This window comes from Paenibacillus sp. UMB4589-SE434, from assembly GCF_030226685.1.
GTDB lineage: Bacteria > Bacillota > Bacilli > Paenibacillales > Paenibacillaceae > Paenibacillus_B.
In genome coordinates this window covers 629,951-654,104 of sequence record NZ_JASOYK010000001.1, presented here as the reverse complement: position 1 = coordinate 654,104, position 24,154 = coordinate 629,951, and the positions used below count along the sequence as shown (strand labels likewise).

Below are 24,154 nucleotides of genomic sequence, written 5' to 3'. Positions count from 1 at the left end.
AATTCTTCCTTTCTTAACTTGTCTAACTAACGTTATCCTTTATCTGTGGAAGCGGCCGTTTCTGCACCGATTGAATGAACGGTATGCTCAAATTGCTGTACAACCAGTCTCAGCAGCTTCACATACCCTTGCAGCCAATGCCTCATTCTCTCCTTATCCATCCGTTGCCCATTAAACGCCCATTCGCCCTTTAACACGGCGTGTTCCACAGTTACAACCGGCAAGGACACGATCAGTTCATACGCTTGCAGCAACTCATAGTTGACAGCGAGCTTATGCGGTGCCCCTTCGTAGAACAACGGAGCGATCGACTGGTTTTTGGATCCTTCTCCAGTTGGAAGCTTACGCCATTGTTCTAGTCGCTTAAGCACCTGGTCCCCTTCTGTCACGACACTGACTAGTTCGTGAAAGTCCTGCGTCTGGGTAAAATCAATCTTAATGAGCCGCGCCTCCCGCTCATCATTCATATGAAGCATTTGAACATTCTGCGAACCTGTCGCCTGCTTAAAGTACCAAGCCAACACAGCAAGCATAAGTTCATTCACACGGATTCCCTCTGCATGGCTCACTTTCCTTAAGCCGTCCAGCAACATCTTATCGACCTCAAAGCGGTACAAACCATTCCACTCTGTTGAAGAAGTTCGATTTAGCAGCTGCTCCGGTACTTGGAGCCCACTCCAGTCAGCACTGAGATGACCGGTCTGCATCACATCGATGTAGGCTGCAAGGCCGGATACCGTCGGATAATTAAATAGATCCGTCACTTTAAGCAATCCCGGATACCGTCGGTCCAGCATGTGATGCATACGAATGATAAGCAGGGAGTCACCTCCGCAGTCAAAGAAGTTGTCTCGCGAACCGATGCGCTCGCGCCCCAATAACTCCCGCCATACACTAGCCACTACCTCTTCTGTACCATCTTTTGCCTCTACGAATTCCTGACCTGAATCTACACGATGTTCCGGTCGCGGCAGGCGCCGTCGATCTACCTTTCCGTTGGATGTAAGCGGCATGCTCTCCAGTTCCACATAAACGGCAGGTATCATATACTCAGGCAGCCGCAGTTGTAAAGAGGCACGTAATTGAGCTGCTGTTACGGTTGCTGTTGTGACCAAATATGCGCATAAATAATCAGCTCTCGTGCTGTCCTCCAACTTCACAACAATTGCATCCCGCACAAAAGGTTCCTTCAGCAGAGCATGCTCGATCTCCCCGCACTCGATGCGGAAGCCGCGCACTTTAACTTGGTTGTCTAATCTCCCCAAATACTCTATATTACCGTCAGGCAACCATCTGGCCATATCACCCGTACGGTACATTTTGCTGCCTGGAACATAAGGATTCACGATAAATCGTTCCGCCGTAAGCTCCTCTCTGTTCACATATCCGCGTGCTAAACATGTACCAGCAATGCATAATTCACCTGGGATGCCAATCGGCTGTCGCTGGAACTGATCATTTACAACGTACAGCTCCGTGTTATAAATCGGTTTTCCTATTGGAACAAGTGTCCCCTGCCATTCACTACAATCATAATAGGTTACATCAATAGCTGCCTCGGTTGGTCCATAAAGATTAATGAGGGCTGCATTCGAATAATCCGTCATCAACTGTTTAAATCGCTCCACATGCTCAGCCTTGAGCGCTTCGCCGCTTGTAAAGACATAACGCAAGCTGCTTAAACCGTGTCTAGCGTGCGGGTTATGCTCCAAATGGGCTAAAAACAACTCCAGCATAGAGGGAACAAAATGAATCGTCGTCACACGGTATCGCGCTATCGCCGCCACAATCGCACTCGGGTCCTTCTCCTCGCCAGGCTCCAGCAAAGCCACTTTAGCCCCGCCAAATGCCCACCAAATCAGCTCCCAAACGGATACATCGAATGTATACGGCGTCTTTTGTAAAATAACGTCTTCCGCATGAAGCGGGTACATTTCTTGCATCCAATGAATCCGATTTACTGCTGCTTGGTGCTCAACCAGCACACCCTTTGGCTGCCCAGTTGAGCCCGAAGTATAAATAACGTACGCCGCATCGTTGGAAGTGGCATTGTCTGTGATTGCCTGCCTATTATCAGAATGGATCGTCTGTTCAGAACATTGAGTTTCACCCATGCTCATAGCCACCATGTCATCTAATCTATCGGAAGCAAACATACATGCGGATACCGGCACAAGGACAACATCTCCAAGATCTGCTTGCAGCATCTCACTACCGGTCTCCACAAGCACAAGGCTAGTATTCGAATCCTCAAGCACAAAACGCATCCTATCCAATGGCTGAGACGGGGATATCGGAACATACGCTCCGCCAGCTTTCCAGATTCCTAAGATGGCCACAATCATCGCAAGCGAGCGTTCCATGCATATCGCAACCAAACTGTCTGTTTTAACTCCTTTTGAGCGCAACAGATGTGCGAGATGCTCCGCCTGATGTTGAAGCTCCCCGTAAGTTACTTCCCGATCACCAACTAACAGTGCCGTTCGTGCAGGCTCATCTTTGGCGTACTGCTCTACCGCTTCACCCAATGTCATATCGACTGGGAAGAGATGCCTTGTACAATTAAATAAGCCGTACATACTGCATTCTTCAGCATGAGTCATAAGCCGCAGCTCACCAAGCGCAGCATCAGGTTGAGCCGCGGCGCTTGTCAGCACATGCATGTAATAATCAAGCAGGCGAAGTACGCTCGTTCGTTCAAACAAAGCAGTTGCATATTCTGCTCGTATGTGCAGGCCGCCTTCTATTTCTGTTACTTCAACGGTTAAATCAAGCTTCGACACACCTGCATTCAGCAATTGGGAATCAAACTGTAATCCCTCAACTTCAGTGCTAGGAAGCCCCATATTTTGCATGACAAACAGGACATCAAATATAGGATTGCGGCTTAAATCCCGCGGAACCTGCAAGGCAGTCACAATCTGTTCAAATGGCAGTGTCTGATGCGCAAAAGCCTGTACTGTCTGGTGCTTCACCTGATGTGCAAAGGCAGAAAATGTGATAGAAGCAGTTGGGCGCGTTCGTATCGGGAGCGTATTTACAAACATGCCGATTAGTGGTTCTGTGTCAGTGTGCAGCCGACCTCCAATCGGTGTCCCGACGATAATATCCTCTTGACCGCTTACTTTGAATAGCAGTGCGTGAAAAGCCGTCAGCACATACATAAAAAGTGTCATGTCCAACTTAGAGGCAGCTGCCTTTACCAATTCCAGCTGTGATTGTGTCAGCTCAGCATACACACACTCGCCTTTAAAAGACTGCAGCGCAGGACGTGTATAATCTAAAGGCAGATGAAGCAGTGGCAATGAACCTTCTAACGCTTCGCGCCAGTAGGTCTCTTCCTTCGTACGTGCTTCACTGCTCATCCATTGCTGTTGCCATACTGCATAGTCCTTATACTGAATCCGCAACGGCTTCGCAGCAGTCAGACTATGTCTATCGTCATTCGCCTTACTTGTGCCATTGTTCATGCCGTGCAAATATTCATATTCGCGCACCAATTGATCAGCCATAATGTTCATGGAAATGCCATCCGATACGATGTGGTGCATATCCATCATAAGTGTGAACTCGTCACTGCCCCGCTCCATTAAACAAGCCCGCATGAGTGGTGCTTTAGATAAGTCGAACGGTCGTATAAACGTCTTAGCAGCCTCAAGCATTGCTTCATCAAGCGATTGATGCCGCTTGGACTGATTGTAGTGCTCCAGCCGCATTTCTACATGCTCGGACTCTACGATACATTGGACAGGTGCACCTTCGTACCATTTAAAACTAGTACGGAGCGGCTCATGTTCCTCAACCAGTCGAATGAGCGCACGTTCGAGTGTCTCTGTATCAAGCGCTCCCTTAATGTGTACGGCAAACGGCAAGTTGTAAGCAGTCTGCTCCTGATCCATTTCCTGCAAAATAAACAGTCGATTCTGAGCCAGTGACAACGGATAGTTGGGTCTTTTCTCCACTGGTTCTAGCGGCATACTTGTCATACAACCCGCTGTTTCTATAACGGTCGCCATATGTCGGAGTACAGGTGCTTGAAACACGTGCTGCAGCGTAAATTGCACTTGGAACTGCTGTTCGACCAATCCAGCTAATTGAGCAGCGCGTAATGAATGGCCTCCAAGCATGAAGAAATGATCGTCTCGGGCAGGTGCTGTCACTGCCAGCACCTGCTGCCAAATTGCTGCTAGCTGCTGCTCTGTGGAAGTCTGCGGTGCCTCACCACTGCCTCCAGTCTTCCAACTTGGCAGCGGTAAGTTTCGTCGATCCAGCTTTCCGCTTGGCGTTAATGGCAATTGGTCAAGCCGTATAATGTAGACGGGTATCATATACTCAGGCAGCAAGCGCTGCATCCAGGTCATTAATTCTTCATCATCAAACATATCTGCTTGGCTGGAGAATACTGTGTCTGGATCAGTAACAAGCTGCTCCAGTTGATGGTCTCCCTGTTGACTAACCTTGCCCGCTGCTTGAGGCACGATATAAGCACAGAGCACCTGTTCCAATAGCTTGTCCTCTACCGCTGTAACGACAGCTTCAGCTATCCCCGAATGTCGGAGCAGCACATGCTCAATCTCCCCGCATTCGATGCGAATCCCGCGAATTTTGACCTGCTGGTCCATACGTCCTTGGTATTCGATATTGCCGTCTGGAAGCCATCTTGCGCGATCCCCTGTTAAATACATTCGTGTTGCGGGCTGATGCGGATGCTCGACGAACCGTTCAGCTGTTAACGCTGGCTTGTTCCAGTACCCTCTCGCTAGCCCTGTTCCAGCAATACACAATTGTCCAGGCACACCGATCGGCTGCTGCTCCAACTCCTCATTCACAATGTAGAGCTGAATGTTGCTGATCGGGCTTCCGATCGGTACAGATCCTTTACAATAAGCATCACAAGCATAGGCAGTCACATCTACTGCTGCTTCCGTTGGCCCGTACAAATTAACCAAGGCTGCTGTACGTTTATCCTTAAATATTTTGCGGAACGTCTCCACATGCTGCGGCATAAGTGCCTCTCCGCTTGTAAATACAAAGCGGAGACTAGACAGCATGCCATACTCATCATCACCACATCGCTGATCTGCACTACGCAAAAACAGTCCCAACATGGAAGGTACAAAGTGCATAATCGTAATACGCTGCAAATCAATCGTTTCAATAAGGCTTACTGGATCTTTTTCTCCACCAGGCTCCAGCACATACACCGTGGCGCCCGCCGCACTCCACCAGAACAGTTCCCATACCGATACATCAAACGTAATCGGCGTCTTGTGTAAAATGATATCCGCTTCTGTGAGGGGGTACGCCTGCTGCATCCAGTGAATACGATTGACGATGGCACAATGCTCCACCATGACTCCTTTTGGCATGCCCGTCGAACCTGATGTATAAATGACGTATGCGAGATGCTGAGGGGTTGATACAGGTACAAGGTCGTGCCGATCTTTGCTTCTGCCGCATGTTTCGTCATCCAACTCAATGACAGTCCCATAAAACGGAAGTGATTTCCTCCATTTGTGCTGTGTGCACACCAGCTTAGATTGGCTGTCTTCCAAGAAGTAACGAATACGTTCTTCTGGATATTCCGGACTAATCGGCAGATACGCTCCACCTGCCTTTAAGATGGCAAATATCCCGACAAAAAGTTCTAATGATCGTTCGGCCACAACAGGCACTACCGTGTCCGCCTTGACACCATAACCCCGCAAAACACGAGCGAACTGATTCGCTCTTTCATTTAACTGACGATAAGTAAGCTCCTGTTCGGCACAGCGTACCGCGGTACGATCCGGATGAGCCCGAGCCTGTTCTTCCAGCCACTGGTGAAGCAGCATGTGGGATGGAAACGGAGCAGATGTCTCATTAAAGCCGCTAAGCAGTACCGTGTCCGCTTCTGATGCACGGAGTAATTCGCAGCATCCTTGCTCCGGTTGCTGCAAGGCCTGCTCCATTAGATGAAGCCACTGCGCGACTAATCGGCTGATGGTTTCCTCTTTAAAAAGATCTGTATTGTATTCCATCGCACCGCTAATGCGTCCATCCCCGTACAAGAAAATATCCAGTTTCACATCCAGCTTGGCAGTGGCTGTATGGAGTGGGAGCGGCTTAAGCTTGAAGCCATGCCCACATACCTGCTCTTCTGCATCCATCTGGTTGTGGACGATCAGCATTGTATCAAATAAAGGATTCCGTGAACGATCATAAGGAACTGGTCGTTGGTCAAGATTTATTAAACTTTCAACAGAGAATTCCTGATGCGAATAAGCACCAGACAACTGGTCTTGCACATACTTTGTATGTTCATCCACCGTACGCCCGGAATTTATACCGATAAAGATGGGCAAAAAGGCGTTAAACATCCCAATCATTTGCTCTGTATCCGGATGTGTTCGACCAGATGCAAGTGAGCCAATTATGCATTCATCCTGTCCGGTAAACTGATGCAATAGCAAGCTATACAGGGAAAATAAGAAGCTGTTCATCGTTAGTCCGCGGCGTTCGCAATGTTCAGCCATTCGTTTACCCGTCTGTGATGAGAGCTCGAATGGCACCAATCCACCTCTAAAGGATCGTTGATCGCCTCGGCTAAAGTCAGTCGGAAGCTCTAGTACAGGCAGCTCTTGCGGCAGTTGCTGCTGCCAATAGGCTTCACTGCGCTTAAGATCTGTTACAGCTTGCTCTCCATTTAACCAGACCGCATAATCCTTATATTGCACTTCAGGCGGCTGACTCACATATCCAGCCACGCATCTTGCCCAATCTGAGATCAGCGTCTGGAGCGAAATGCCGTCAGCCACTATATGATGGATATCGATTAACATATAGCGTTTGGACTGCGCGATAATCCAATATCCATGCAATAACGGCGCTTCTGATAAACAGAATGGACGAAGGTAGCGCAGACAATAGGTTGTCAGTTCTTTCTTGTCCCAGCCCTCAACCTTATCTGGCAGCACAATCTGATTCATTTGAAATGCAGCAGATTCGTGAATCAACTGCTGTATGTGCCCTTCATACATTCGAAATGAAGTGCGAAACGGCTCATGTGTCGTTATCATTTTCTGCCACGCTGCTTCGGCCAGATCTAGAGTCAGCTCACCCTCCACTTCGAAAAGGATGGGCATATGATATGTTGTTCCAACTCCCTCAAACTGATCTAGCAGATACATCCGCTGTTGAGCAGGGGACGTTGGATATGCTGGCATACGTACAGCCGCTGGAATAGAGCGATAACCGGATCTGTCTACTTTGTCATGCCCATCGATCCACGCTGCCTGTTCCCTAATCGTTGGAAGTGAAAAGATTTGCTGGATAGGCATTTGAAGATGAAAATGCTTATAAATCAAAGATGCCAGTTTTGAAGCTTTTAACGAGTGCCCACCGCGTTCAAAGAAATGGTCTGTTACCCCAATCTCATCAACGTTAAGCGCTTCTTGCCACAATAGCTGCAGATCCCGCTCTGTTTCTGTCTCCGGTTGCAACACCATAAACGCTGCCTCAGGAGCAGGTAAAGCCCGCATGTCTACTTTTCCATTCGATGTCAAGGGGAGCTTATCCAGTTGGATAACTGCGGCAGGCACCATATAATAAGGCAGCACGCGACGTAGCTCCTGCACATATTCGGCAACCACTATGGGCTTATCGGCTACAATATAAGCACATAGTGCCAGGTCGCCCCCAAGCTCTCTTGTTGTAATATACGCTTCTCTAACATCAGGCAGCCTGAGCCATGCACTCTCGATTTCGCCAAGTTCGATGCGATATCCCCGCAGCTTAACCTGTTTGTCCAATCGGTCCAAATATTCCAATTGCCCATCGGCATTCCATCGCACAAGATCGCTGGTTCTGTACATTCGGCGCGTAGAATCTGTACAATGCTTCACGAAGCGCTCTGCCGTCATCGCAGGCAAATTTGCATACCCAAGAGCAAGTCCATCTCCCCCGATATAAAGCTCTCCTGCGGCCCCTTTTGCTGCCATGCGTCCTTCAGCATCAAGTACATAGAGCTCAGTACGTGTAATCGGCTGTCCAATTGGAATCGTCACCTGCTCTGAATTCCAAGACAGAATAGGATAGCAGGATGCAAATACGGTGGTCTCAGTAGGCCCATACACATGAAGCAGCTTACCTGGACCCATAGCATCATACGCTCTGCGAACATGAGACATGGAAGCACGTTCGCCTCCGAACAGCACATGCCTTACTTGCATAAGCCCTGCTAGATCATGATCCACCAGCATGTTAAATAAGGCGGTTGTTGCAAAAAAGACAGTAACACCTTTATTAACGATCTGCTCCATAATTCGGAAAGGATCTGCTATCTCGTCCATTTGCAGCATTATTAATCTAGAGCCATTCAGCAGCGCTCCATAAATATCAAACGTGGACCCGTCAAAAGCATAATTGGAAAGCTGCAGCAATGTGTCATGTGCAGTCAGCTCCAAATAGTTGGTATGCCTGACAACCCGGGTTACATTTGCATGGGTGGTATAAATGCCTTTAGGCCGCCCCGTCGTTCCCGAGGTGTACATCATATAAGCGACATCGTCTACATTTGTTGCAACCGCCAGATTGCTTTCGTCATAATTTATATATTCCATTTGCTGCTCGGTAACATGAAACCAGACAGAAGGCAATGCTCCTGACTCCTCCAGCTCACGCCGTAGTTGTAATCTGTCTCCGTTGACCAGTGCGGCACTGATCTGTGCGTCTTCGAACATGTATCGTATCCGTTCGGTTGGAAATGATGGGTCTATTGGCACGTAAGCCATTCCCGCCTTTAAGACAGCCAACATAGCAGCGATCATTTCCATAGAACGATCCATAATTAGTGCCACACACGGACGTGCACCTTCTCTTCTTGCATTTGCAGCTGCTTGTGAAACCGTGCTCTTATCCATCAGCCAGCGGGCTAGACGGTTAGCTTCTGAGTTGAGCTTGGCATAATGCCATTTGTGCTCGCCCATCTCCAATGCGATTGCTTCCGGCTGCTCATCCACCTGCCATTCAAACCATTCGTGCAGCGCCATATCCCGATGCCGGGAATCCGTCATCTCGCTGCACTCCATAATCAATTGTGCTTGCTCCGGCTCACTCATTAGTTCCAACTTATTCAGAGTTTGTACGGAATTATCAACTGCTTGCTCCAAAAGATAGGTGTAGCAGCGCAGCATTTGCCTTATGCTGTCTGAGCGGAATAATTCAAGCGAGAACTCAACATGCAGGTCCAATCCTTGTGCTGTCACGTATCCTTCCCAGCTCATGTCAAACTTTGAAGTTGACGTGTGAAGTGGTGCTATCTCGCACGTAAATTGCTTCGTCCTCAATTCAGGAAGATCCATGTTCTGCAAAGTAAACGCGGTATCAAATAAAGGATGACGCCCCATTTCGCTAATATGGCCGGCAGCCTCCATCATCTCTTCAAATGGCAGTGTTTGATGACGTAAAGCCTCGGAGAGCTGCTCCTGTACCGCTCGGAACCATGCGTTGAGCGTTATATCGACAACAGTTGAGCTTGACTCGTGTATGTGGGTTTGATCTGCATTCTGCTCGATAACAGCAAGCGGGCTGGTATTCGTCTCCTGTATCTTCGGAGAAACATCGGTTCTGCGAAGACGCAGCGGTATCATATTAACGAATAAGCCTGCCACTTGTTCCATTTCCGTACGCGTACGCCCTGCTGCAGCGGTCCCGATGACGATATCTTGTTGACCGCTGTAACGACTAAGAAGAACATAATAAAGGGAAACCAAAACCGTATATAACGTGCATCCTGAAGTATGTGCCAATTTATTAAGCTTGTTAACTAGGGCAGCATCCACCCGGACGCTTTCTACACGTCCACTATACGATGGCGTAAGCGGACGCGTTTGGTCTAAAGGCAGTGTCAGACGCGGACAGCCGTCTGTAAAAGTCGTCTGCCAATACTGGCGGGAACGCTCCCACTCCGACGTATTGCGCTGCATGTCCAGCCACAATGCAATATCGGTGTATTGTAATGGCTGGGCTGGCAATTCAACCCCATCATATAGCGCAGCAAATTCGCGTATCCATATTCCCATAGAGCTGCCATCCGTAATGATATGATGCATATCCAACAGCATGAGATGCCGGTCGTGAGCCAGTTTGACGATCTCAACACGGAATAATGGCGCCTGTTCCATTTTAAATGGACGTACAAAGGAGATTGAATAATGACGAATCTGCTCCTCCGTCCAATCTGTCCCATCTACCCACAAGAGCGGCAGCTCCACCTCCTCTGCTACATACTGAACGGCTGTTCCGTCTAACATGCTGATGGAGGTACGGAGCATTACATGCCTTCTCGTCAAGTCTTGCCATGCCGCAGCAAGCTTGGTTTGATCACAGGCCCCTGTTAGCGAGATCTCATAAGGCAAGTTGTAATGAGTCAGCGACGGATTGATCTGCTGAAGTACGTACAATCTGTTCTGCGCCGAGGTGAGCGGATAGTATGCTCTTGCTCCGACGGGAATAATTGGGATTGCTTGCTCTGCTTGCTTGTTCCCACTGCAGGAATCCACCCATGCTGCAAGCGATCGGATTGTTTCGTGCTGCAGCACCTCTCCTAGGCTTGCTTCAATTGCCCATGTATCCTGCAAGCGGCTTGCTATCATCCCAGCTTTCAGCGAATTGCCGCCCAACTCAAGAAAGTGAGCATTCATACTTGGCTGAGAGATGCCAAGCACCTCGCTCCAAAAGTCGGCGATGCGAATTTCGGTGTCCGTCATTGCGATGTCCTGCCCTTGAAGGCTTGAATTGTCTCCGGCAGCAGGCAGCAATGTCTCTATTTCCCAAATGGTTAGCTTGGTCGCAGCTTCCGTAAATTCACCACTAGCAAACCGCTCGGCCAGCAAATAACGCTGTATTTTACCTGAAGTCGTCTTTGGAATTTGTCGTATCGGCAGTACGGTCGTCACGTCCAGTCCAGTTGCACGATTCAGCAAACTCTTAACATCCGCCCGTATACCAGTAAAAGATTCTAGTTTGCCTCGATGCTGAACGAATACTACAATCTCATCCTGCTTCGAAACTGGATCTTGAACGCCGCATACTGCTATTTTACCGAGTGATAGGCTTTGGGCTTCGCTTGCAATCTGCTCCAAATCGTGTGGATACAGATTCTGGCCATTTACAAACAAAATGTCCTTCATCCGTCCCGTTACAAACAAACGTCCACCCACCACGTATCCTAGATCTCCCGTATTCAGCCAGCCATCCGGTGTAATCAACTGCTTGTTGGCGTCAGGTAGGTTATAATAACCCGCTGTCACATTCCGGCCTTGAATGTAAATAAGTCCAATGCGACCTTCATCCATCTGAATCTGATCCTCGTCTCGAATCGATACCGCGCAGTCCTTCACAGGATACCCAAGATCCAAGATCGGGACTGCTTGTTTGGATTCCGCTTCGACTAGACATACAGGAGATCCCAAGCCGAGTTGTTCACGATCCAGATAGGAGACTCGAAGCTCTTCTTCTGGGTCGGGAAAGGTTACCGCAAGACTCGCTTCAGCAAGTCCATAGACCGGAAAAAGACTGTTAGAAGGAAGCCCGTATGGCTTAAGAGACACCAGAAATTGACGACATATGGCTTCAGAGATCGGTTCAGCTCCGTTAAATATTAACCGGATACAGGATAAATCCCATTGCTCCCCCACTGCTTGCTCTGGTTTAAAGTGCTGCAAGAAATGAGAGTACCCAAAGTTGGGCGATGCCAGGCACGAAATGCGCCGCTCTGACGCAGTGCGGAGCCAGTTCATCGGATGGAGAACAAACGCAGACGTTGTCATTTGGTACTGATGAATCCGTCCAAGTATTGGGGTCAAATGAAAACCGATTAACCCCATATCATGGGTTAACGGCAGCCAGCTTAGCGAGCTGTCCGATTCCGTCGTTCTGGAGCCGGCAAGAATAGCGGACATGTTAGCAAGTAAATTGTCATGTGTTAGTACAACGCCTTTGGGATTGCCTGTCGAGCCGGAAGAGAATTGAATGAATGCCGTATCCTCACTCCGGGGGGTGTGCAGCTTGGCACAAGCTGCTAACGTTAAATCTGCCGACAGCACTTCTTCCAACAGCACGGTTCTTGTTACGAGGCACCGATACAGCTCTTCTGCCCCGATTCGGCTGCTATATGTTCCCAGACTGCTTATGGCTTCACTAGCAGCGATAACATAAGCAACTCCGAGCTCCTTATAGATCTGGAGCAGCTTGTTGCGCTGCTCATCGTTATGAGCAGCCGTTACTGGAACTGGCACATAACCCCCAAGCACGCATGCCCAGAATAGGATGATAAAAGCTTCATTGTCCTCGGTCTGAATAATGACCGGACAAGCAACAGGAATGCCGCGCTCCTGCAGCATGACAAGTACCGCAGCGGCCCTGTTGTGCAATTCGCTGTATGTATAGCTCTGATCTTGACCTGACTGTAAGAAGGTGATTCCGGCTGAATTCGTATCACACTTTAGAAGCAATTCTGCTAAATGACGTATCGGTTCCATGCTTAACCGCCCCCAGTACAACTTAGTTATAAGGAATACTCCACTCGCTTGTCGCGCACATTGCCAGTACGAGATGTGATCAGGCCATGCTCCAGCTTGATTAATTGGTCAGCATGGTCAAAGTACCGATCATCATGCGTAATACAGATTACACAAGTACCATGCTGCTTCATATCAGGCAGTAGTACTTCATAAAAGAACTGCCGGTATTCAGGATCCTGATCGGCAGCCCATTCGTCCAACAAGCAGAATGGGCGATCTTCCAATAAGCAGATTAGCAAGGCAAGACGCTTCCGCTGCCCCGTGGATAATAAGGTTGTACTGAAGCGATCCGCTTCCAGCGTCACTTTGCCTTCCAGACCAAGCAATCGAATATATTCAGGCAGCCGTTCGGCAACCCACCCTTTATCCAAGCCATATAAACGATCAAATAAATGGAAATCGCTAAAAACGGCGGAGAAGCTTTGACTAAGCTCATCGGGTGTTATCGCTTGTCCATTCATGACTACTCTGCCTTCATCAGGTGCATACAGCCCTAGAATCAATTTTGCCAAAGTGGACTTGCCGCTGCCATTGCCTCCCGTAATAAAGGTGATCTCCCCGCTGTTAAAAGTACAGTTGAACGGACCAACGGCGAATGGTTCGGCCTGTTGACTAGGGTAACTGAAACGAACACCTTCCAGTTCAAGTGTGTAATTGCCACGCACCACTTCACCTGCATCATCTGATTCTTCCAGCTCTGTAATACTTGCTTCTAGCAGACGCAGCCTTCTCCAACTGACTCGAAAGTGCATAAATTCTGGAATAGTATTTAATACAAATGAAACATGTCCTGTCATATACAGAAAAATAAATACGTAGTCCCGCAGCACTTCATCTGATCCACCTGGAAACAACAATGGAAATACAAATACAACTGAACCGATTACCAACATGAACATAAGCTCACCTGTCAAAATAACTTTCGCATACATAAGACCGCTAGTCGTCCGCTTGTCACTGTATGCTTGACACGAAGCCGTTAATTCTTGTTCAAATTGATGTTTTTTGCCTCGGTGAAGTGAAAGCTCTCGGAAGCCGGAAACCAGTTCCTGCACAAAACGAAAAAATACATTTTGCAGGTCCCTTGTTTCTTCCCATAACCGGTTAGCTCTTTGTCCCACTGCGAAGTACAATAGGGAGCTGAGCACGACAACACCAAGTGAAAACAAAAAACCATACATATCCAGCCAGCCCAAGTATACGAAGCCAAACAATATGATCATCATGCTGGTTGATACCGTCACAATCAGATTCGCAAAATTGCTGACGACCTCAACATCGTTATTGAGACTTGTTAATATTTTTTCACGGCTGATCTGTTCAAATTGCTGATAACGTGTTCGTGCCAGCTGAGCCAGCATCCGGGTTCGTCTCTCGTAAACGATCCGGTTTGTTAGCCGAATCATTAAGGCTCGCACGATCCGCTGTGCTAAAAAATAAGACGCAAGCGCCAGTCCAAAACAAAGAAAGAGAGCTTGTTTGGCGGAGGCCTCGACTACTACTGCTTGGTTAACGATAAAAATAATAAGTGAGTTCGTCAGCCCACTTGTAATGCTCAACAAAATGAGTGGAAGGTAGGTCTTGAGGTGAGGGGTGGGACGTGTACTGGAAAAAAAACTGTTTGCGATAAACACCGTTATTGCAGCAGCGCACCACCCAACTGCTTCTGCTACTTGGGTAGGCAAGGTTACGACAAACTGACTCCAATTATTGTTGGTAACGCTTCCATAATACGGAATAAGAATTGTTGATGCGCCAATCCATATGCAGCCCGTGATGACGATCCACCACCAACGCCCCCTGATTGACTCTTTGTCTACTTCGTTACGTCGCCAGCGGATGTAATCTACAACATTTCTGAACAACATATACAGCCCCGCAACCATCATGATTACGGTAACCGTCTTGACGAGCCATGCCGCTTGCAGCAGCCGAGGTTCATAAAAGTCAGCTGAGGCATACGAAATAGGAATAGGCATCAACAAGCTGGCAAGCAGCAGCGACATGACCTTACGGACACCCGAGCGGCGTAAGTTGTCATTCATAGGCAGTATCCTTTCGATGCGAATTCCATCATCACTTCATTAACGCAGGCAAATTGAAAAGCGCTTTTACTTTAAAAATATAGATAGATTTCTGTCTGTCTGATACCGCTGAACAATGACTAGAAAACAAGATTAACGATGTCGTTAAAAGGGGGCTCTTGATGAATTCAGCCCAAAATGTGAGAACATCGTCTACTACCAACTTAATGCCCCTTGGACAAAAAAAAAATACTCAAATCTTTGAGTATTTAAACAGTAATGCCCATAGTTCTCATTTTCCTCTATCAGATGAAGCTATACGATATGATTGATAGACCTTATTTTAATCCCCATGTACTTCAGTCATCCCTTTGGTTATCTAACATCCATATTGGAATTATCCAGTGGGTAATTATTTTCCATGAATTTTTTAATGTTTATCTGTCATTCTTTCATATCATTCGATTGGATCAAAGCTTAGATGCTCCCAATACTTCCAATACTTCAAATACTTCAAATACGGCAACATCTATAATATTGTACTATTTATGTATAGCTCTATCGTCCTTACTCTTTTAAGTAAGTGTTAACCCGGTTCTGTATTAATTGTGCGACTTCCTTAGCTGACTTATGTCCACTGAAGAAAAATGGGGCTTCCGTGTATATAATAGACAGTACTTTAGCATCCAACTCTTGCAAGTTATCTGCCGTGTTTATAACCGTTTTAAACTGATCAAACTGCTTTTCTGCTACTTGGGCTACTTTTCCATCTGCTAGTTTGTACGCTCCTTTCTTAACTTGTGCCTTCATGTCTTCCAGCTTTTTATCATTTAGAGATCGCAGCATCGAGAAGCCGTCTCGTTCGCTTAATAATTGTGCATCTTCTGACAGCAAGAATGCAATAAATGTCCATGCTTCCTCTTTAACTGCAGACTTGGCTTGTATGCCTAGTTCCAGTGGGAGAATAATACGTGCTTTGCCTGTCTCACCTTTAGCATGCGGTTTTTGTAAGAACTTGGGTTGTGAGAAATACATGTACGGTATCTTTATGAAATCGTCAGCCGAAGCCAGAATGTCAGAATAAAATAGTTGACTGCTCTCAGTAGTTGACTCATCCGTGATTACTTTATCTTTGTACATTTGCTGAACCTGCTCCATCATGTCTATAAAAACGGGGGAATCAAAGGAAGCTGTCTGGTTCTTGCGATTGACGAACTGAGAGTATCTATCAAACAACTGCTCCACCAGTGTAAGATCAGCAGGCTGTGCGGTCAACGCATAACGAGGTTCCTTTCCATCCTGTCCTGATAGCTCTACCAGCTTTCTTGCGGTCTGCTCAAATTGCTGCCATGTCCAGTTCTCGTCATCTATCGTTACACCTGATTGTAATAGAAATGCCTCATCTCCAACAAACGTTCTTAAAGAAAATGAGGCAGGTAGTGTATACAAGCCGCCGTCTTTTTTTAATGCATCGACAATGTTCATTTGTAAATCCTGCTGAGACAGTGTCTGATCCTGCTTAAGCTTCTCGTTCAAGTCTAGAAGCAGCTTTTTGCTCACATACTTGGCAGCAGGCAATCCACTTAATTCGATCAGATCTGCGCTTGTTCCGGCTAGCATTGCCACGTCAATAGATTTTTTATATTTATCCATTTCACCTGCTTCCCACTTCTCACCAGGCTTTTTAAACGATTTAATTTGCAAATCTATATGAGGATACTTTGCTTCAAATTTACGTTCCGCAGCCTCGTAAAAGGGCTCGGGCTCACTTATTGATAAGGTTACGATTACCTTTCCCTCTTTCGTGCTTGATTTTTCCTTCTTGTCATTATCCCTATCCCCACCAGTACCACAAGCCGTAATCATCATCAAGCACACACACGATATAGCCACTTCTATCCATTTATTTTTCATTTTTTTGTTCACTCCTTTTAATTGTGAGTATCAAACCAAAATCCCATGAGATGCCATTCTTTCGATAGGTAGTAACATCGTCTTTTCTGTGAATGTTCTGTTTACTATGTCGCGCTCTATTCAAAAATTAGCTTGATTACTTCCTCACTCAATTAATATTCGCTCAGTCAAGCTTCTCATATGACCCTCGTACTGGGTGAGGGAAAACAGATGGAGTCGCCTGAACATAAAAAAACTTCTTTTCTCACAGCGACTGCTTATCCTGATAAACAAAGGATAAAGATCACTGATTAAAAAAGAAGTGGGGTAAAAATAAAGTATTTCTTAAATTAGGGATGTGTTTGTTTCAAAGGTGATTCCAATATTTCGCTTGCCTGCGGCAATCGTACTTCAAAAACCGTACGAATAAGACTGCTTTGAGCTGTAATTATGCCCTGGTGCTGCGTAACTATATTTTTAGCGATAAACAGCCCGAGACCTGTGCTCTCTCCCTGGTGGCTGCGCGCCTTGTCGCCAATATAGAACATGTCAAAGAGATGAGGCAATTGCTCTGGGGGAATGAAGTTTCCGTAATTAATCACTTGAACAACTACCTCCCCTTCCATCCGATCCGCACAAATATCGATAAACTGTCCATCCGCGCCATAACGAATCGCGTTCATGAGCAAATTTTCAAATACTCGAGCCAGTAATTCCCCGTCACCTGTAATGTTCAAATGAGGCCTCACATCTAGTCTGGCGATCAGCTGACTCTTTTCTAACATCGGATATAACTCTTCGTGCAACTGCATCAGCAGTTCACTCAAGTCAATCGGATGATGCTCAACTTCCGACATCCCATAGCTCATTCTGGTAATTTCGAATAGCTCATCAACCAGCTTTTCCAACCGTTGGGATTTCGTATATGCGATCGTAGCATAATGCTGAACTTGTACAGCGGTCAGTTGATCATCTTTTAAAATAAAATCCAAATAACCTAACACCGATGTAAGGGGCGTCCGCAAATCGTGTGCCAGATTCAATACAAGCTGATCCTTGCTGCTTTCCGCAAAAGCACCTTTTTCTACTGCCTGCTGCAGCTTCTCGCTTGCCAGATTCATGTCTTTCGCAATATCACCAAACTCATCACGGGAAACAAGATTAATTCTGCTATTAAAGTCCCCGTTGGCCAGATAGTGTATCCCTTTAGAAATTTCTTGGAAATAGGCAACATAACGCCGCGTAAACATAAAGAAAAACAGAATGGAGAGTGGGATAAATATAAGTAAGAAAAAGTAGATATCACCCAATTCCCTCATAAAATAACGAATCGGGGTGAGTGGATTTTCTAATCTCACTTGCGTTGTATAATACAGTTGAAGCAGCTTGTAAAGCACGAAAGTAATAGTAGCGGATAAAAACATGCTCAGACTTAAATACAATATCATTTTAGTTCGAAAGCTGCGCCCTAGCTTAACCATTAAATGTATACCCCACACCCCAGATCGTTTTAATAAATTTATTTTTTTCTGCCCCAAGTTTTTTTCGCAGCGTTCGAATATGAACCATCACCGTATTTCCGCCTTCATAATAGGCCTCGCCCCATACCTGGTGGAAAATATGATCTGCACTGTATACTTTCTTTGGGTAACTCGCCAGTAAATACAAAATATCAAACTCTTTTGGCGTCAGTTCGATTGACTTTCCATATATATGTACCATCCTTTGATCGGGATAAATGGTTAAACCACCTACCTCCAAGACAGAATGACCGTCCGCTGCCGGCTGGCTGAGCTGCATATAACGCCGCAATTGAGCATTCACTCGTGCAACTAATTCCATCGGATTAAAGGGCTTGGTCATATAGTCATCCGCCCCTTTCACCAATCCCTCAATCTTGTCCAGATCGCTTGTCTTGGCGCTCAAAAAAATGATAGGCATTCGATGCCGCTCTCTAATTCGTCTAGTTACTTCATAGCCGTCCCACTTTGGCATCATAATATCCAATATAGCTAAATCAATAGCTTGCGTCTGTACAGCCTGAATAGCTTCCTGACCATCAGCCGCTTGAATACAATGGTACCCTTCCTTACGCAAATGTAGCGCGATCAACTCAGCAATTTCCACATCATCGTCCGCAATTAGTATGGTAATAGGTTTCATGACAATTCATCCTCTGTATAAAGTTGGAATGTGTTATTAGATTAGCTTCATCGCCGTCTGACTCTCATCATGTATGCCAGTAAGATGCAAGGCTCCCGCATATGCAGTGTACTAAACGCTGAACATTATCTTATCCTTAACATAAGTACCGTTACGTGTTCCGCGGGATCACAAAAGAAAGCGTGGTTCCTACGTCTGGCTCGCTTTGGATAGATAAACCTTGTCCGTAAAGTTGTTTTAGTCTTCGATCCGTGTTGTAAAGTCCGATTCCTTTTTTGTTCGTTCTGTCACTGTCTAACACATTTGTTATAATCGCTTCATCCATGCCAATGCCATCGTCTTTGATTGTAAATGTAACATGGTTACCGACATCCGTAATTTGTATATGCACGGTTCCCCCTTTAAAACGGCTTAATATGCCGTGCTTAACAGCATTCTCTACCAAGGGCTGAATCGTCAGCGGAGGCAGCTGCAGCGCCATGTCGCTGTTCACCTCCCAGACGATATGCAATCTTTCGTCAAAGCGCTCCTTTTCAATATACAGATAGGATCGGACTAGATTAAGCTCATGTTCAAGCGGCACTAACTGCTCAGAGTTCCAAAAGTTAAAGCTGATCCGCAAGTAGGCACTAAATGCTTCGATCAGTTTGTGCATCTTAACCGTATCAATCTCGCTTAACGCCATAATGGAATTTAACGAGTTGAATAAGAAGTGAGGTTGGATTTGTGCTTGAAGATAAGCAGCCTCCATGCGCAGACGATCACTAACCGACTGCTTTAGCGTAATTAACGCCTTTACTCGGTACTTCAATTCGAGTGCGTCCACAGGCTTCGTTACATAGTCGTTGGCTCCTGACATAAATCCCGAGTATACGTCTTCCGCCTGACTACGTGCTGTCAACAATAAGATAGGTAGATCCGCTACTGAGAACCGAGTCCGCACACAACGGGTGAATTCATAACCAGACATGTGCGGCATCATCACGTCTGCAACAATTAAATCCCATTGCTTCGTATGAAGCAGTGCTAGCGCCTCTCGACCTGACAATGCCTTAGTAATCTCGTAGGGTTCCGAAGCTAATATGTTGCAAAGCACCTTGAGATTGACAGCATCGTCATCAATCACTAATATTTGCGCTTTGCTTGTAAGGACACCACAGGTGGTATCAGGCAACACAGTCTGCACAGAAGGCTTCATCTCCGAATCAGCAGCCAGCTCAAGATACGATGTTGGTTCTAGTTTGCTGCTTATCAGTTCTAATGCAGCATCTTCGAAGTCGACCGCATTGGGTGACAATGGCATCGTGAACGTAAATGTAGAACCTTTCCCAGGTACTGACTGCAAATAAAGCCGTCCGTCGTGCAGTTCTACCAGCTGTTTGCAAATATTAAGGCCAAGTCCTATTCCACCACCTGCGTTAATGTCTGCTCCACCTTGCTCGTATGGCTTAAAAGCACGTGCTTGCAGTTCCTTATCCATTCCAATGCCAGTATCCGCTACAGAGATATAAGCATATCGTTGTTTCGTATACGCAGAAATGGAGATGGTTCCTGTTTCCGTGAATTTAATCGCGTTGTGAAGCAAGTTAAACACAATTTGTACAAATCGTTTTTCATCGGCCCAGATACGAGGAAAATAATGAGAAATCTCCATTTTCACCTCAATTGGCTTGCCGTCCGTCATAAAATGAAGCATATCGATGACGCCTGACACAACAGATTGAATCCGTACATCAACAGGCTGTAATTGAATCCGCTTCTCTTGAAGCTGGGTCAAATCCAGAAGATCATTAATCATGTACGACATGCGTCTACTAATCGTAATAAGCAGTTCAAGATCATGCACACTTTTTTCTTGGATCGTATGGCGCTCATTAGCCACTACAGTTTGTGCAATATTCATTATACCGTGCAATGGTGTTCTTAGCTCATGCGATGTGCTGGCTAGAAATTCATCTTTCAACTTGTCTGCACGTTTAAGCTGCTCCGTCATTTTCGCGTTTTGTTCCGCATTACGATAGAATTGCTTAAACCAGAACGCAGAGAAGCCGATAATGGCCGCAAAAATATCCCATGGGTAAAATGTCATCTCTACCCACCCCTGACCTTTTGCAAGACCCCATACTACACTCGACGTGATACTCGCAGCCGCAAATGACAAATAAACAGCGTCTTTGTTATTTTTGAGCAGCGACCGTACAAACAGCACCAGCATCATAGTAATGGAAGCAAGGCATAAAAAAGTAAAAATGAACTTGCTATAAATAATACTTTGGATGTCCGCCAACATCAAATAACAAGCGTATGCACCAGCGCACCTATACAACCAGCGGAAAGGAAAGCCAAATTGCTCTTCCAATAAGAGGTTTTTGGTCAATTCCAGTATAAACAAGGAGGTGCCAATATACGATAATAGAGCCAGCTTTATGCCCCACGTATAATTGATGGGCAGCCATATAAGCAATAGCTTATCATCATCTGCGGCAATCGCGATTGCCGCGCAAGCAAGCAGCAAGAAAAATGGAATCAGCGACTTTTGTTGACGATTAAAATAATACATAATACCCGCATATAATCCATGCAACAACAGCACAACAAAAATAATCAACTGAAAGCCGACAGCATATAATCGCTCATTGTCGATGGCTGCCTGTGAGCCAAATCTAATAGACTGGACAATCCCTCCATTAACTGGATTATCAAAATTCGCAACACGCACAATCAATACAATCTCACGTTCATCCTCTGCTATATAAGAGGAAGTGTATGATTTTGCCGCGGGCTTGTAAAGTTCCTTTTTATCGGATACGACTCCAAATGCCCCCACCTTATGCCCGTTTAATTCGATGTCAGAAGCGCTTTGAATGTTGTGCACCCACAGACCGTAAGGCTGATTCAACGAAGCTCCCGTCAATATCCGAAGCCGATAGGTGCCAAAGCCCATTGCTGTATTAGGGCTTGTCGGCATAGCATCATTCCATTTCCCTGGCACATGGAGATACTGAAGTGGCTTATGATCAGCTAGCTTGCCTGCTGGAGCGTGCTGTAACAATTGTTCCGGGTAGAACTCCCATTCTCCTTCCAATGAGATGGCTTTGTTATGTTCAATGTCCCAGTTTCTCAAATCAAGCACACCTTGAACAGCATGTGGTTGTTCTGGATTAGATTGAGAACTTAACCATACTAAGCGAAATCCAGTAAGTACAAGCAGAAATAATCCTGCCCAAATTAGCAGCTTATGATTTTGTCTCATCAGTATCAGATTCACTTTCCCCGCGAATAAATATAAGTTTGCATTTGCAGCTTCGATAAGCGGTATTTGTCAAGTTATCATTTCTACCAAAATTAAGCCCATAATAGCATAGTCGCAGAAAAATCAAAACAGAGGTTTAACGAAGATTGCTTTTAAGACAAGGAAAGCGATACCAAATCATGTATGAGTCTTATTAAAATTGATGTTTCCCCTCTTTCATATATGATATTTTTTTATTTCTGCTCTCAACTATTCATTTATAGGTTTTATCCTGCCGATATATGAGAAATAAACAACTTTTGTCGATACGAGGGGTGGATTTTCCATGAAACTGCAATTCAAGACAATAAGATCCAAATTGATTGTACTATGCTTATTCCTGTTAATTGTACCAACGGTTTTAATTGGGATAACAACCTATCAGACATCCAAAAATAAGCTCGATGAAGCAGGAAAAAATCAGCTTCAACACAGCGTCAAATCTATCATTGGTATGATCAACTTGATGAATGCCGAAGTGGTCGATGGAAAACTGACTTTGGAGCAAGCACAAGAGAAGGTTCGCAGAGAGTTATTAGGTTCTAAAAACGCCAACAATAAACGTCCGATCAAGCTGGAGTACACGGTTGGAAAAACTGGATACCCCTGGGCTGTAGATAAAAATGCGATCTCCGTATTAAATCCAAGCAACGAAGGGCAGGACCTAAAGCAATTCAAGTCTCAAGACGGCATATTATTAGGACAAGCGATCCTTAAAACAGGTACAGAAGAAGGAGGATTCCTTTCTTATCAATATAAACTTCCTGGTGATACCGATAAAATTGAAACGAAAATCTCATATGTGCAGCTAGAACCTAACTGGGGTTGGATTATTGGCTCTGGCGCTTACGTATCAGAATTTAACAGCGGTGCTCAAGTTGTATTAGAACTAGTGATGTGGATTGGGTCAATCGCTGTTATTGTAGGCGTGCTGGTCGTAGCATATTTCTCATCCCGCATTGCCAAACCGATTCAGTTAGTCGCGAGTCAATTAAATGTAGTGGCGACTGGTGATTTTACAGTTAAAGAGATTCAAAACAAGTCTGTTGATGAGGTAGGCAGTCTATCACGCGACTTTAATAATATGGTGAAGCAAATGCGGTTCTTTATTGGCGAAGTCGATTCGTCTACACAGCAGGTTGCTTCATACTCTAAAGATTTGACTTTAAGTGCGGAACAAACTTCTAAGGCCACCGAGCAAATTACAATGTCTATTCAAGAATCTGCTGATGGTGCGGAAGAACAACAACAGGCCTTGGAGCAAACAACAACAGCACTTGATGAAATTGCGATCGGTATCCAACGAATAGCGGAAAGCTCCTCGACTATCGCGGAATCATCTGTGGATACTCGGGATATTGCAAGTCTTGGCGGCGTCGCGATCCAGGACAGCATTAGACAGATGAAATCGATCAGTACATCCGTTAACGATTCAAACGAAGTCATTCATCGTCTCGAACAGCGTGCTGCTCAAATTGATCAGGTACTTGCGCTGATTCGGAATATTTCCAGCCAAACAAACCTGCTCGCGTTAAATGCCGGGATTGAAGCCGCACGCGCAGGTGAACATGGTCGAGGATTCGCCGTAGTTGCTGGGGAGGTCCGCAAGCTAGCAGATCAATCCAACCGTTCGACGGATGAGATTTCCAAGCTTATTGAAGAAATGCAAGCAGATATGAAACTATCCGTTCATACAATGAACAAAGTGAAGCAAGAAGTGGTATCAGGCATAGAGATCACAAATGAGACAGATCGCAGATTCCAAGATATATCCGTGTCCACTATTCGTATATCGGAGCAAATTGAAGAATTAGCAAGCATAACAGAACAAATATCGGCTAGCGTAGAGGAAATATCGGCAAGTGGCGAGAACGTGACTCATCTGGCTAAGCTTGCAGCCAGCAACACACAAGACATTGCCTCCTCAGCCGAGGAACAGCTTGCTTCTATGGAAGAAGTGTCAGGGTTAGCTACGAATTTATCTTCAATGTCAGCAGAATTGCAGAAATTAATCCAGCGATTTAAGTACTAGTCGATCTAATCGATTAAGTTCAAGTTCAGTCCATGCTTCATATTCTATTTACCTAAACAAATCGGCCTTTTCTGTGTCATCACAAGCTACTGTGAAACTAACATCAAGGTACAAATTGAAGTAAGGTGGTTCAGGGTTACTCCTGCCACCTTTTTTATTTGGCTGAATCTATAGCTCCACACACGCA

At 45.8% G+C, this 24,154-nt stretch carries 7 protein-coding genes; 1 reads left to right on the top strand and 6 read right to left on the bottom strand.

Going from position 1 to position 24,154, the window contains the following annotated elements; genetic code table 11:
• Positions 1-32 precede the first annotated feature (32 nt).
• The 6 genes from QP775_RS02975 to QP775_RS02950 all read right to left on the bottom strand — a co-directional run bounded on the left by QP775_RS02975 (position 33) and on the right by QP775_RS02950 (position 21,896).
• Complete coding sequence (locus QP775_RS02975) at positions 33-12,521, bottom strand: non-ribosomal peptide synthetase (protein WP_285103468.1); 12,489 nt, start codon at positions 12,519-12,521, stop codon at positions 33-35.
• Between the two features lie 26 nt (positions 12,522-12,547).
• Entirely contained in the window at positions 12,548-14,608 is a 2,061-nt protein-coding gene (locus QP775_RS02970) for a cyclic peptide export ABC transporter (RefSeq protein ID WP_285103465.1), read from the bottom strand.
• A gap of 546 nt (positions 14,609-15,154) precedes the next feature.
• Positions 15,155-16,501: an ABC transporter substrate-binding protein gene (locus tag QP775_RS02965; protein WP_285103463.1), complete on the bottom strand. Its 1,347-nt coding sequence runs from the start codon at positions 16,499-16,501 to the stop codon at positions 15,155-15,157.
• Positions 16,502-16,830: 329 nt separating this feature from the next.
• Positions 16,831-17,961, bottom strand: coding sequence for a sensor histidine kinase (locus QP775_RS02960; RefSeq protein WP_285103461.1), 1,131 nt, complete (start codon positions 17,959-17,961; stop codon positions 16,831-16,833).
• Entirely contained in the window at positions 17,954-18,643 is a 690-nt protein-coding gene (locus QP775_RS02955) for a response regulator transcription factor (RefSeq protein WP_239327623.1), read from the bottom strand. Before QP775_RS02955 ends, QP775_RS02960 begins: the two co-directional genes overlap by 8 nt.
• 151 nt (positions 18,644-18,794) lie before the next feature.
• Positions 18,795-21,896, bottom strand: coding sequence for a hybrid sensor histidine kinase/response regulator (locus QP775_RS02950; protein WP_285103459.1), 3,102 nt, complete (start codon positions 21,894-21,896; stop codon positions 18,795-18,797).
• A gap of 325 nt (positions 21,897-22,221) precedes the next feature.
• On the opposite strand from QP775_RS02950, the gene QP775_RS02945 reads away from it, so the two are divergent.
• Positions 22,222-23,967, top strand: a complete 1,746-nt coding sequence (locus QP775_RS02945) for a methyl-accepting chemotaxis protein (RefSeq protein ID WP_285103457.1) — start codon at positions 22,222-22,224, stop codon at positions 23,965-23,967.
• Positions 23,968-24,154: the final 187 nt, after the last annotated feature.